Below are 12,076 nucleotides of genomic sequence, written 5' to 3'. Positions count from 1 at the left end.
CGTGTTAACCCTTATCCTGCCTTGAACTGACGAGAAAGGCAGTATTTTATACTGCATTAATTGGTAATGACGTTTCATGCTACTGTTTTTGCCTAAAATCCATAAGGAGATAAAAAAATCTGACACAAGATAAGCAAAAGTGATTTATGTGATTATGAATGAAATTTCGGTAATTTTGATTGATTATGCAATTGATAAAAGCAGGCTGGGACGATTGATCCAGGTCATCGCCGAATTGAGCTAAAAATGGCAGGCTTTGGCCTCTTTTCAAGGCGCGGTCTATCAGATTATGCAGTTACAGAAATTAGTCAATATGTTTGGTGGTGATCTCACCCGTCGTTATGGGCAAAAGGTGCATAAGCTGACGCTGCACGGCGGTTTTAGCTGCCCTAACCGTGACGGAACCATCGGGCGAGGTGGCTGCACATTCTGTAATGTTGCCTCGTTTGCCGATGAAGCGCAGCAGCATCATTCCATTGCCGAGCAACTGGCGCACCAGGCGAATTTAGTTAACCGCGCTAAACGCTATCTGGCCTACTTTCAGGCGTATACCAGCACCTTTGCCGAAGTTCAGGTGCTGCGTTCTATGTATCAGCAGGCGGTGAGCCAGGCCAATATTGTCGGTTTGTGTGTTGGTACCCGCCCGGACTGCGTGCCGGATGCGGTGCTGGATCTGCTTTGCGAATATAAGGACCAGGGCTACGAAGTGTGGCTGGAGCTGGGGCTACAAACCGCCCACGACAAAACGCTGCATCGCATCAATCGCGGTCATGATTTTGCCTGCTATCAGCGCACGACGCAGCTGGCGCGTGAGCGCGGGCTGAAGGTGTGTTCTCACTTAATTGTCGGCCTGCCTGGCGAAGGGCAGGCTGAATGTTTGCAAACGCTGGAGCGAGTGGTTGAAACCGGCGTGGACGGCATAAAGCTGCATCCGCTACATATAGTAAAAGGCAGCATTATGGCGAAAGCCTGGGAAGCGGGGCGTTTGAACGGTATTGAACTGGACGATTACACGCTCACTGCCGGAGAAATGATTCGCCATACGCCACCGGAAGTGATCTACCACCGCATTTCCGCCAGCGCCCGTCGCCCGACGCTGCTTGCTCCGCTGTGGTGCGAAAATCGATGGACGGGAATGGTCGAGCTGGATCGCTATCTGAATGAACATGGCGTACAGGGATCGGCGCTGGGACGTCCGTGGCTACCTCCAACGGCGTAGGCCATTGAGGGGAATTCCGCATTTCTCACACAATTTATAACGTAACTGTCAGAATTGGGTATTATTGGGGCAGGTTGTCGTGAAGGAATTCCCTAATGAAGCAAATTCGTCTGCTGGCGCAGTATTATGTTGACCTGATGATGAAGTTAGGTCTGGTGCGCTTCTCAATGTTGCTGGCGCTGGCCCTCGTCGTTCTTGCCATTGTTGTACAAATGGCAGTGACCATGGTGCTGCATGGTCAGGTCGAAAGCATTGATGTTATTCGTTCTATCTTCTTTGGTTTGCTGATTACGCCGTGGGCGGTCTACTTTCTATCGGTGGTCGTCGAGCAACTGGAGGAGTCACGACAACGTCTGTCACGGCTGGTGCAAAAACTGGAGGAGATGCGCGAGCGCGATTTGAGCCTCAACGTTCAGTTAAAAGATAATATTGCCCAGCTAAATCAGGAAATTGCCGTTCGTGAAAAAGCGGAAGCAGAACTGCAGGAAACCTTCGGCCAACTGAAAATTGAAATTAAAGAGCGCGAAGAGACACAAATTCAGCTCGAGCAGCAATCCTCATTCTTACGTTCCTTCCTTGATGCTTCACCCGACCTGGTTTTTTATCGTAACGAAGATAAAGAGTTTTCCGGCTGTAACCGCGCGATGGAGCTGCTGACCGGAAAAAGCGAAAAACAACTGGTTCACCTGAAACCTGCTGATGTTTACTCACCGGAAGCCGCTGCGAAAGTCATTGAAACCGATGAAAAAGTGTTCCGTCATAATGTGTCACTGACCTATGAGCAGTGGCTGGATTATCCCGACGGACGCAAAGCCTGCTTTGAAATCCGTAAAGTGCCGTACTACGACCGCGTGGGTAAACGTCACGGTTTGATGGGCTTTGGTCGTGACATTACCGAGCGTAAGCGGTATCAGGATGCACTTGAACGCGCCAGCCGCGACAAAACGACGTTTATTTCCACCATCAGTCACGAATTGCGTACACCGCTGAACGGTATCGTCGGCCTGAGTCGCATTCTGCTGGATACCGAACTCACCGCCGAGCAGGAAAAATATCTCAAAACCATCCATGTTTCTGCCGTCACGCTGGGGAATATCTTCAACGATATTATCGACATGGATAAGATGGAACGGCGCAAGGTCCAGCTTGATAATCAGCCGGTTGATTTCACCAGCTTCCTTGCCGATCTGGAAAATCTCTCCGCATTGCAGGCGCAACAGAAAGGATTGCGCTTTAATCTGGAGCCGACGCTGCCATTACCGCATCAGGTCATTACCGACGGGACGCGTTTACGGCAGATCCTGTGGAATCTCATCAGTAACGCCGTCAAATTCACCCAGCAAGGCCAGGTTACCGTGCGCGTGCGCTACGATGAAGGCGATATGCTGCATTTTGAAGTGGAAGACTCTGGTATCGGCATTCCGCAGGATGAGCTGGATAAAATCTTCGCCATGTATTACCAGGTGAAAGACAGTCACGGCGGTAAGCCCGCCACTGGCACCGGTATTGGTCTGGCCGTTTCTCGTCGTCTGGCGAAAAATATGGGCGGCGATATTACGGTTACCAGCGAACAGGGCAAAGGTTCCACCTTTACGTTGACGATCCACGCACCGTCGGTAGCAGAAGAGGTTGATGATGCGTTTGATGAAGACGATATGCCTTTACCGGCGCTGAATGTGCTGCTGGTGGAAGACATTGAACTGAACGTGATTGTCGCACGCTCTGTGCTGGAAAAATTAGGTAACAGCGTTGATGTCGCCATGACCGGCAAGACGGCGCTGGAGATGTTTAAACCGGGCGAATACGACCTGGTGTTGCTGGATATTCAGTTGCCAGATATGACCGGGCTGGATATCTCTCGTGAACTGACGAAGCGATATCCGCGCGAGGATTTACCACCGCTGGTAGCCTTAACCGCTAACGTGCTGAAAGACAAACAAGAGTACCTCAATGCTGGAATGGATGATGTGCTGAGTAAGCCGCTTTCTGTTCCAGCGCTAACCGCGATGATCAAGAAATTCTGGGATACCCAGGATGATGAGGAGAGCACGGTGACGACAGAAGAGAACAGTAAATCAGAAGCATTGCTCGATATTCCCATGCTGGAACAGTATCTCGAACTTGTAGGACCGAAGCTGATTACCGACGGGTTAGCGGTGTTTGAGAAGATGATGCCGGGCTATGTGAGTGTACTGGAGTCGAACCTGACGGCGCAGGATAAAAAAGGCATCGTCGAGGAAGGGCATAAAATTAAAGGCGCGGCGGGTTCAGTGGGGTTACGCCATCTGCAACAGCTGGGTCAGCAAATTCAGTCTCCTGACCTTCCTGCGTGGGAAGATAACGTCGGTGAATGGATTGAAGAGATGAAAGAAGAGTGGCGTCACGACGTAGACGTGTTGAAAGCGTGGGTGGCAAAAGCCACAAAAAAATGACCCCGGCTAGACCGGGGTGCGCGAATACTGCGCCAACACCAGGGAAATCTTGGCTGCGCCGTAAATTTTTATGATGAGTTACAAGGGCACAGCACTTTTTTTCAGGCCGCACGCAGTTAAGATAGCAAAACTTAAATGATTTGTTACATGAATCAGTTAAATGTGTGATGCGTAGCATTTTTATTAAAAAAATTAATGTGTTTCAGTCAATTGCGAAAGGATGATCACAATGAAGAAAATTGGCGTAATTCTGAGCGGATGCGGCGTCTATGACGGTTCTGAAATTCATGAAGCGGTGTTGACGTTGTTAGCTATTTCACGCAGTGGTGCGCAGGCGGTCTGCTTTGCACCGGATAAGCAGCAGGTTGATGTAATCAATCATTTAACTGGCGAAGCGATGCCGGAAACGCGCAATGTGCTGATTGAAGCGGCACGAATAACGCGCGGTGAAATCCGTCCTCTGGCTCAGGCCGATGCCGCTGAACTGGATGCGTTGATTGTGCCGGGGGGGTTTGGTGCGGCGAAGAATTTAAGCAACTTTGCCCGTCTGGGGAGTGAATGCACCGTTGAGCGTGAATTACAGGCGCTGGCGCAAGCGATGCATCAGGCCGGAAAACCGCTTGGTTTTATGTGTATTGCCCCGGCGATGCTGCCGAAAATTTTCGATTTCCCGCTGCGTTTGACCATCGGTACTGATATCGATACCGCAGAAGTGCTGGAGGAGATGGGCGCGGAGCATGTGCCGTGTCCTGTCGATGATATCGTGGTTGATGAAGACAATAAGATTGTCACCACCCCGGCATATATGCTGGCGCAGAACATTGCAGAAGCGGCGAGCGGCATTGATAAGCTGGTTTCCCGCGTGCTGGTTCTGACTGAATGAGTAAAAGCCGCTTAACGGTGTTTAGTTTCGTTCGCCGTTTTCTTCTACGGTTAATGGTTGTCCTCGCCGTTTTCTGGGGCGGGGGCATCGCGTTGTTTAGCGTTGCGCCTGTTCCTTTCTCAGCGGTAATGGCCGAGCGACAAGTCAGCGCCTGGCTGCATGGCAATTTTCGTTACGTGGCACATTCTGACTGGGTCAGTATGGATCAAATCTCGCCGTGGATGGGACTGGCGGTGATTGCCGCAGAAGATCAGAAGTTTCCTGAGCACTGGGGCTTTGATGTCGCTTCCATTGAGCAAGCCCTGGCGCACAACGAGCGCAATGAAAACCGTATTCGCGGTGCTTCAACGATTTCTCAGCAGACAGCCAAAAATCTCTTTTTATGGGATGGGCGTAGCTGGGTTCGAAAAGGGCTGGAAGCTGGATTAACGCTGGGGATAGAAACAGTCTGGAGCAAAAAGCGTATCCTGACGGTTTACCTGAATATCGCCGAATTTGGCGACGGTGTGTTTGGCGTCGAAGCTGCGGCACAACGTTATTTCCACAAACCCGCGAGCAAACTTACCCGGTCGGAAGCTGCGTTACTGGCTGCCGTATTACCTAATCCACTGCGTTTCAAAGTCTCCGCGCCATCGGGCTATGTGCGTAGCCGTCAGGCGTGGATTTTACGGCAGATGTATCAGTTAGGCGGTGAGTCGTTTATGCAACAACACCAGCTGAATTAAGCTTCGCGCGAAGTGAGGGCCAGCGTTTTGCTCTCACGTGGTTGCAGATCTTTCTGTAGGGCAATAGCCAGTGCCGGCTGGGCGATAAACCGTTTCCATAACCGCTCTTGCTTTCGCTGACAACACCACTTTGACCAGGTCGCCAGTGGAATCAACGTGCTTTCACCAATGTTGTCGCAGACGACGGGGATAACCTCTGACTCACTGATGCGGTGACAGAGGATATTCTGCGGCTTCAACGACATCGTCACGATATGGTTATCCTGCAAATAACGTTTCAGCTGTTTCAGTAACTGGCGCAGCTGTGCAACGTCTTCTTCGTAACGGCATTGTTCTGCAAATTCGGTCAGCGTAACGGAGGGCTTACCGTCGAAATCGGCAATCACATCGTAGACATAACCCGTTCCGCAATCCGTCTCCACGGTACCGTGATAGCGCGGTATTCCACTCCAGTCTTTTAACCGGCGACCAAGATGCGCGTAATACTTTAACTCACGGCGGATCTCTTTATCACCACCATCACCACGGTTGTAGACAATCTTGATACAGCGTTGGGCATCTTCCGGATGCGCATAACATTTCCGATGTCTTCCGGTGCCCAGGGGATTTTGTTCAGATAAGCGAATCATACCATCTCCTGGAAATATTTTCTGACGATCTCCAGTATGGTCAAATAACTTAAACAAAACCTAAACAATGCCTCTTAAGGTTTTCTTAAGGTTCTTCTGAAAGTGAAAAGCGCACAAAATGTACAATTTCCGTCATTAATAACGATTTCAGTACGCGCTTTTTTTATTGTCGGGGGGAGCTTGAAGGGATTTGTATGTCAAAGTGATGAAAATTAATCTTCATCAAAACCAGAGTTAAAGAGGGCGATAACGGCGGCCAGTGCTTCCTCTTCCTGTGGACCGGTCGCTTCGACTTCAATCTGCCGTCCTTTGGCAGAATCCAGCATCAGCAGCGCAATAACGCTGTTGGCTTCAGCTTCAGTGCCTTCATCGTTACGTAACAGCACTTCAGCGTCAAAACCCTGCATTAATTCAAACAGCTTCATTGCAGGCCGGGCATGCATGCCCAGCTTGTTTGTGATTTCAACAGTTTGCTTGACGGTCATGGTTTACGTTTTTCCAGCGTACGATGGCGTGACTGGACGTTTTTACCGCGTGAACGGAAGTAGTCTGCCAACTGCTCTGCAATATACACCGAACGGTGCTTCCCGCCAGTACAACCAATGGCGACCGTCAGGTAGCTACGGTTGTTGGTTTCCAGCATAGGTAACCATAGCTCAAGATAGCTTCGCGTCTGGTAAATAAAATTGTGTACTTCTGTGTGGCGGTCGAGGAACGCGGCGACAGGCTTATCAAGACCTGTCATCGGACGCAGTTTTGGATCCCAGTGCGGGTTCGGCAAGAAGCGCACGTCAAAGACGTAATCTGCATCGATAGGGATACCGTGTTTGAAGCCGAAAGACTCAAAGACCATGGTCAGTTCGCGTTCACGTTTACCCAGTAAACGGGTACGCAACATTTCTGCCAGCTCGTGAACGGACATTTCTGAGGTATCGACAATCAGATCCGCTCGCGAACGCAGTGGTTCCAGTAGATCGCTTTCTTTGTCGATAGCACTTTCCAGCGACAGGTTTTTGCTGGAAAGCGGATGCAGGCGGCGCGTGTCACTGTAACGACGAATTAAGGTATTACGGTCGGCATCCAGGAACAGGAGTTGCGGTGAGAAAGCGTCAGGTAGGTTACTCATCGCCTGTTCGAATATTTCTGGTGACTCCGGCATATTACGAACATCAATGCTGACGGCGGCAGAAATCTCGCGATCGGCCAGAGTTCGAGCCAGATCGGGTAACAACACTACGGGGAGGTTATCCACGCAGTAAAAACCCATATCTTCCAGCGCACGAAGGGCGACAGATTTACCTGAACCTGAACGTCCGCTGACGATCATCAGTACCATGTACTGTTTCTCCTCACAACGTCTAAAAGAGACATTACCGAATAACTACGCTTCATCCGGAGTACCTTCGGTATCCGTAATGATTTGATACAGCTCTTCATCGCTCTGGGCTGCGCGTAATCGGCGGCAGATGGTTTTATCCGCCAGACGTTTCGCCACCAGCGACAGAGTATGCAGGTGCGTTTTGGTTTGGTCAGCCGGAACCAGCAACGCAAACAGTAAATCTACCGGTTGGTTGTCAATGGCATCGAAAGCTATGGGCGTTTCGAGCTGAACGAAAACGCCAACGGCGCGCAGAGTATCTTCTTCCAGTTTGCCATGCGGAATGGCTATACCATTGCCGATACCGGTACTGCCCATTTTTTCCCGCGTCAGGATAGCTTCAAAAACCACCTGAGGCGGCAGGCTAAGTTGTTTCGCCGCCAGCTCGCTGATGATTTCCAGGGCGCGTTTTTTGCTCTGACAGTGGACGCGGCTTCGCGTACATTCCCTGTTAAGAACAGTGCTAAGCTGTAGAGTTGTATCATTATTTGTCATAATTTCACCTAAGAACCTGCTCACTCAAACGGTGGAACAGGTTCGGAGCATTAACTGTACAAATGGCCCGTTGTGCCGCACAACAGGCCGCCATGCACATGCTAATTGCCCGGACAATTAGTGTTGTTTCAGTTTATCTTTATGTTTGGTCAACTGGCGTGCCAGCTTATCAATTAAGCCATCAATGGCAGCGTACATGTCCTGACCTTCCGCGCTGGCATGAATTTCACCACCGTTTACATGCAGTGTTGCATCTGAGGTATGGGTGACTTTCTCCACTTTCAGAACAACATAGACCTGGTTGATTCGGTCAAAATATTGCTCAAGTTTGGCAAATTTAGCAGTAACAAATTCGCGCAGTGCCTCGGTGATCTCGACGTTATTTCCGGTAATGTTGAGCTGCATAGTGTCTTCCTTATCGGTTGGGTCAAACGAGCTGTTTACGCTGGTTTGACGGCGGAATGGATAAAGACTCTCGGTACTTCGCAACAGTGCGGCGTGCCACCATGATACCTTGTTCTGACAGCAAAGAGGTTAACTTGCTGTCGCTTAGCGGTTTCGCTGGGTTTTCCGCCGCGATTAATTTCTTCACCAGCGCACGAATTGCCGTTGAGGAAGCTTCGCCGCCGCCCTCGGTATTGACGTGACTGGAAAAGAAATACTTCAGTTCAAAAATGCCTCGTGGACTATGCAGGTATTTTTGCGTGGTCACGCGAGATATCGTCGATTCATGCATTTCGACAGCCTGGGCGATATCGGCCAGTACCATCGGTTTCATATATTCTTCACCTTGCTCAAAGAAGGCTTGCTGCTGTTCAACGATACAGCGACTCACGCGCAGTAGCGTATCGTTACGGCTTTCCAGACTCTTGATCAACCATTTGGCATCCTGCAGATTGCTGCGGATAAACTGGCTGTCACCATCATTGCGCGCGTTATTGCACATCGAGGCGTAGTGCTGGTTGATTTGCAGACGCGGAATGCTGTCGCTGTTGAGTTCTACCGTCCAGTGACCGTTATGCTTACGCACCAGTACATCTGGAATAACATACTCCGGTTCACCAGTCTGGATCGACTGTCCGGGGCGTGGATCGAGCGACTGGATCAGATTGACGGCTTCTTTCAGCACATCTTCTTTCAGTCGCGTGACGCGCATTAAGGTGCGGAAGTCGTGATTGGCTAACAGATCGAGATGATCGCTAATGATCAGTCTCGCCTCTTCCAGCCACGGCGTAGTTTTATCGAATTGGGAGAGTTGGATCAGCAGGCAGTCACGCAGATCTTTCGCCGCTACGCCGACCGGATCAAACCGTTGGATCCGCTTCAGGACGGCTTCAACTTCATCGATGTCGATTTCTTCATCGCCCATACTTTCGAGAATATCTTCCAGCGGAACAGTCAGATAACCGGTGTCATCAACGGCATCGACGATAGAGGTAGCAATAGCGCGGTCTGTGTCGGAAAACGGTGTCAGCTCGACTTGCCACATCAGGTAATCTTGCAAGGTCTGCGTTGTTTCGCCCTGATAGACCGGCAGCTCGTCGTCAATGTAGTCACCGCTGGTGCCGGAGGGTGTACCAGCGGTGTAAATGGTGTCCCAACTGGCATCGAGCGGCAGCTCTTCCGGCATCTCTTTTTGTTCGAGTGCGTCGGCGGTGTCCAGTGTTTCACTGTCTTGCGTTTCGCGGGTGTCGATTTCTTCATGAGTGTCGATTTGCTCAAGCAGCGGATTACTCTCCAGCGCCTGCTGTAGCTCCTGCTGAAGTTCCAGCGTCGACAACTGCAACAGACGAATAGCCTGTTGGAGCTGTGGCGTCATCGCCAGTTGTTGGCTAAGCCTGAGTTGCAAACCTTGCTTCATGTTCAGAATCGTACTCTCCTGATAAAACGTCGCAAACTTCTACCCTATCAGAGTCTGAAGTCTTCCCCAAGGTATACACGCTTAACATGTTCGTCTTGTAAGATTTCTGTAGGCGTGCCGTGGGCGATCAAATGCCCCTGACTGACGATATAAGCGCGTTCACAAACCGCCAGCGTTTCACGCACGTTATGGTCGGTGATCAGCACGCCCAGGCCGCTGTCGCGCAAGTGCTCAATGATGCGTTTGATGTCGATAACCGAGATCGGGTCAACCCCGGCAAACGGTTCATCAAGCAGAATAAATTTCGGATTCGCAGCCAGTGCACGGGCAATTTCTACACGGCGACGTTCACCCCCGGAGAGTGACTGCCCCATGCTGTCACGCAGGTGTTCGATGTGAAACTCTTCCATCAGCTCGTTCGCGCGGTCTTCACGTTGTTCAGCAGACAAGTCGTCACGAATTTGCAGTACCGCCATCAGGTTATCGTAAACGCTGAGGCGACGAAAAATGGAGGCTTCCTGCGGCAGATAGCCGATACCGCGGCGCGCGCGCGCATGCAGAGGCAGCAGACTGATATCGTCATCATCAATAATGATATTGCCCGCATCGCGCGGCACAATGCCAACAACCATGTAGAAAGTGGTGGTCTTACCGGCACCGTTTGGCCCCAGCAGACCGACAATTTCCCCGGAGTTGACGGTCAGGCTAACGTCTTCTACCACGCGGCGGCCTTTATAGGCTTTTGCAAGGTTCTTTGCAGTTAATGTTGCCATAACGAATTAATTACCCTTCTTCTGTGCCGGGGTCTGGCCTTTGTTGTTTTTGTCCTGCAGCTGCGACGGCACCAGAACGGTGGTTACGCGCTTGCCTTTGTCGCTGAACGCCTGCATTTTCTGCTCTTTCACCAGGTAAGTGATCTTATCACCCTTAATGTTGCTATCGACCTGCTGCAGATAAGCATTACCCGTCAGAACGACAAAATCTTTTGCCAATTCGTAGTGCATCTGGGAAGCGTGACCTTCAACGGGTTTACCGTTGTCCTGCATCTGGTAGAACGTTGCCGGTTTACCGTAGCCGTCAATCACTTCTTTACCTTGTTCGCCGCCCGGACGGGTAACGACCACTTTGTCGGCATTAATTTTGATGGTGCCCTGGGTGACGATGACATTACCGGTAAAGGTAACCACGTTGCCTTGCATATCAAGAGATTGCTGGTCCGATTCAATGTGGATCGGCTGATCAGTGTCTCCGGTTACGGCAAATGCCGGAATGGTGGCGGCCAGAAGTGAGCTGGCAAGCACAAGATTAAGGCTGAGTTTGTTTGTTTTGAATTTCATAGGATGTTCTAACCTTTTCAATCAGCTCGGCGTTCTTGCTGCGTAAGTTGCCGCGCATTTTCAGACCGCTGGAGTTAAATGTTGTTCCGTATAACGTGACAAGGTCTTCAGAGGTAACATCCTGCGTCACCAGATTGATCTGCGCGTTATCCGTCGTGATTCTGCGAAGTTGAGAGTCCGGCACGAGTGCGTTGACTTCAACGTGTCCATATAAATAGAGCATCCGGTCATTGGTCAGCTTGGCTTTATCTGCTTTTACGGACCATGTCGGGATTTTATCCTTATCAAACGTGGTAAGTACCGGCTGCGTAAACCACGAAACGGCCTGATCGGAATAATATTCAACGTGTTGAGCAATCAATCGATAGCTTAGTGCCCCTTCTGGGTTATAGACGAGCGTGTCCGTATGCTCGCTTTTATAGGTGGGATCATTATTGTTGATGACCACCTGGGCGGTATCGTCTTTTTCGGCCATATTAATGCCGATCATCACCAGAACCGCCAGTGATAGCACAATGATAACCCAACGTCTGGCTTTACTCATATCGATTGCCCTTTGGCTTCATCCAGTTTGCCCTGCGCCAGGAGTAATAAGTCGCAAACTTCTCGCACTGCGCCACGACCGCCAGCAATGCGCGTCACGTAATCGGCGCGCGGGAGCAACAGTGGATGCGCATCGGCCACGGCGATGCTTAAACCCACTTTTTCCATTACCGGCCAGTCAATGAGATCATCGCCGACATAAGCCACATTTTCCGGGGCAATTGCCAGTTTTTCCAGCAGATCGCTAAAGGCGATCAGTTTGTTTGACTGCCCCTGATACAAGTGAGTGATCCCCAATGTGGCACAACGATCTTCTACCAGTTTAGCCTTTCGCCCGGTAATGATAGCGACTTCAATATCAGAGGTGAGCGCACAACGAATGCCATAACCGTCACGAACGTTGAACGCTTTCAGCTCTTCGCCATTATTGCCCATATAAATCAGGCCATCTGACAGTACGCCATCAACGTCGAGGATCAGCAGACGAATGTTCTCTGCTTTTGCCATAACGTCGGCGCTGACAGGGCCGTAACAGGTCGCAAGCGACGCACCTGCTTTGCTCATTGTTGTTTAT

Annotated in this window: 14 protein-coding genes; 4 read left to right on the top strand and 10 right to left on the bottom strand. The window is 50.6% G+C overall.

The genetic code is table 11. The features are described from left to right. Window positions 1-289: 289 nt before the first annotated feature. The 4 genes from mnmL to mtgA all read left to right on the top strand — a co-directional run bounded on the left by mnmL (window position 290) and on the right by mtgA (window position 5,259). Entirely contained in the window at window positions 290-1,219 is a 930-nt protein-coding gene (mnmL, locus tag QUE34_RS19605; RefSeq protein WP_032303877.1) for a tRNA modification radical SAM protein MnmL/YtqA, read from the top strand. 95 nt (window positions 1,220-1,314) lie between these two features. Beyond that, the gene (gene arcB, locus QUE34_RS19600) at window positions 1,315-3,651 is read left to right on the top strand and encodes an aerobic respiration two-component sensor histidine kinase ArcB (protein WP_032303845.1); all 2,337 of its coding nucleotides are present in this window, start codon (window positions 1,315-1,317) and stop codon (window positions 3,649-3,651) included. A gap of 229 nt (window positions 3,652-3,880) precedes the next feature. Next, a complete protein-coding gene (gene elbB, locus QUE34_RS19595) occupies window positions 3,881-4,534 on the top strand; it encodes an isoprenoid biosynthesis glyoxalase ElbB (RefSeq protein ID WP_032303844.1) in 654 nt (217 codons plus the stop codon). Next, window positions 4,531-5,259, top strand: a complete 729-nt coding sequence (gene mtgA / locus QUE34_RS19590; RefSeq protein ID WP_000047076.1) for a monofunctional biosynthetic peptidoglycan transglycosylase — start codon at window positions 4,531-4,533, stop codon at window positions 5,257-5,259. Before elbB ends, mtgA begins: the two co-directional genes overlap by 4 nt. Here mtgA and yrbL read toward each other — a convergent pair. The 10 genes from yrbL to kdsC all read right to left on the bottom strand — a co-directional run bounded on the left by yrbL (window position 5,256) and on the right by kdsC (window position 12,066). After that, the gene (yrbL, locus tag QUE34_RS19585; RefSeq protein WP_032303843.1) at window positions 5,256-5,888 is read right to left on the bottom strand and encodes a PhoP regulatory network protein YrbL; all 633 of its coding nucleotides are present in this window, start codon (window positions 5,886-5,888) and stop codon (window positions 5,256-5,258) included. The genes mtgA and yrbL overlap by 4 nt on opposite strands. Before the next feature lie 212 nt (window positions 5,889-6,100). Continuing rightward, window positions 6,101-6,373 carry a PTS phosphocarrier protein NPr gene (gene npr / locus QUE34_RS19580; RefSeq protein WP_000216791.1) on the bottom strand — a complete coding sequence of 91 codons (273 nt, stop codon included), beginning with the start codon at window positions 6,371-6,373 and terminating at the stop codon, window positions 6,101-6,103. Continuing rightward, entirely contained in the window at window positions 6,370-7,224 is an 855-nt protein-coding gene (gene rapZ, locus QUE34_RS19575; protein ID WP_000243741.1) for an RNase adapter RapZ, read from the bottom strand. Before rapZ ends, npr begins: the two co-directional genes overlap by 4 nt. A 45-nt stretch (window positions 7,225-7,269) precedes the next feature. Then, window positions 7,270-7,761, bottom strand: coding sequence for a PTS IIA-like nitrogen regulatory protein PtsN (gene ptsN, locus QUE34_RS19570; protein WP_000183679.1), 492 nt, complete (start codon window positions 7,759-7,761; stop codon window positions 7,270-7,272). 117 nt (window positions 7,762-7,878) lie between these two features. After that, window positions 7,879-8,166, bottom strand: coding sequence for a ribosome hibernation promoting factor (hpf, locus tag QUE34_RS19565; protein ID WP_001176599.1), 288 nt, complete (start codon window positions 8,164-8,166; stop codon window positions 7,879-7,881). Window positions 8,167-8,188: 22 nt separating this feature from the next. Continuing rightward, complete coding sequence (gene rpoN / locus QUE34_RS19560; RefSeq protein WP_000809051.1) at window positions 8,189-9,622, bottom strand: RNA polymerase factor sigma-54; 1,434 nt, start codon at window positions 9,620-9,622, stop codon at window positions 8,189-8,191. Window positions 9,623-9,669: 47 nt separating this feature from the next. Next, complete coding sequence (gene lptB, locus QUE34_RS19555; protein ID WP_000224099.1) at window positions 9,670-10,395, bottom strand: LPS export ABC transporter ATP-binding protein; 726 nt, start codon at window positions 10,393-10,395, stop codon at window positions 9,670-9,672. Window positions 10,396-10,401: 6 nt separating this feature from the next. Beyond that, entirely contained in the window at window positions 10,402-10,959 is a 558-nt protein-coding gene (gene lptA, locus QUE34_RS19550; protein ID WP_032303842.1) for a lipopolysaccharide ABC transporter substrate-binding protein LptA, read from the bottom strand. After that, window positions 10,928-11,503, bottom strand: coding sequence for an LPS export ABC transporter periplasmic protein LptC (gene lptC, locus QUE34_RS19545; RefSeq protein ID WP_032303841.1), 576 nt, complete (start codon window positions 11,501-11,503; stop codon window positions 10,928-10,930). The genes lptA and lptC overlap by 32 nt, the downstream gene beginning before the upstream one ends. Continuing rightward, window positions 11,500-12,066 carry a 3-deoxy-manno-octulosonate-8-phosphatase KdsC gene (kdsC, locus tag QUE34_RS19540; protein ID WP_000030014.1) on the bottom strand — a complete coding sequence of 189 codons (567 nt, stop codon included), beginning with the start codon at window positions 12,064-12,066 and terminating at the stop codon, window positions 11,500-11,502. The genes lptC and kdsC overlap by 4 nt, the downstream gene beginning before the upstream one ends. Window positions 12,067-12,076: the final 10 nt, after the last annotated feature.

Origin of the sequence: Escherichia sp. KS167_9B (assembly GCF_030295215.1) — a bacterium.
In the GTDB taxonomy this organism is placed as follows: domain Bacteria; phylum Pseudomonadota; class Gammaproteobacteria; order Enterobacterales; family Enterobacteriaceae; genus Escherichia; species Escherichia coli_F.
This window is presented reverse-complemented; position numbering and strand designations above follow the sequence as displayed.

Bases quoted from the DNA above. Each gene is read 5' to 3' on its own strand.
- mtgA (WP_000047076.1), top strand. From the start codon at position 4,531: ATGAGTAAAAGCCGCTTAACGGTGTTTAGTTTCGTTCGCCGTTTTCTT.
- hpf (WP_001176599.1), bottom strand. From the start codon at position 8,166: ATGCAGCTCAACATTACCGGAAATAACGTCGAGATCACCGAGGCACTG.
- lptB (WP_000224099.1), bottom strand. From the start codon at position 10,395: ATGGCAACATTAACTGCAAAGAACCTTGCAAAAGCCTATAAAGGCCGC.
- yrbL (WP_032303843.1), bottom strand. From the start codon at position 5,888: ATGATTCGCTTATCTGAACAAAATCCCCTGGGCACCGGAAGACATCGG.
- elbB (WP_032303844.1), top strand. From the start codon at position 3,881: ATGAAGAAAATTGGCGTAATTCTGAGCGGATGCGGCGTCTATGACGGT.
- kdsC (WP_000030014.1), bottom strand. From the start codon at position 12,066: ATGAGCAAAGCAGGTGCGTCGCTTGCGACCTGTTACGGCCCTGTCAGC.
- lptC (WP_032303841.1), bottom strand. From the start codon at position 11,503: ATGAGTAAAGCCAGACGTTGGGTTATCATTGTGCTATCACTGGCGGTT.
- arcB (WP_032303845.1), top strand. From the start codon at position 1,315: ATGAAGCAAATTCGTCTGCTGGCGCAGTATTATGTTGACCTGATGATG.
- rpoN (WP_000809051.1), bottom strand. From the start codon at position 9,622: ATGAAGCAAGGTTTGCAACTCAGGCTTAGCCAACAACTGGCGATGACG.
- ptsN (WP_000183679.1), bottom strand. From the start codon at position 7,761: ATGACAAATAATGATACAACTCTACAGCTTAGCACTGTTCTTAACAGG.
- lptA (WP_032303842.1), bottom strand. From the start codon at position 10,959: ATGAAATTCAAAACAAACAAACTCAGCCTTAATCTTGTGCTTGCCAGC.
- mnmL (WP_032303877.1), top strand. From the start codon at position 290: ATGCAGTTACAGAAATTAGTCAATATGTTTGGTGGTGATCTCACCCGT.
- rapZ (WP_000243741.1), bottom strand. From the start codon at position 7,224: ATGGTACTGATGATCGTCAGCGGACGTTCAGGTTCAGGTAAATCTGTC.
- npr (WP_000216791.1), bottom strand. From the start codon at position 6,373: ATGACCGTCAAGCAAACTGTTGAAATCACAAACAAGCTGGGCATGCAT.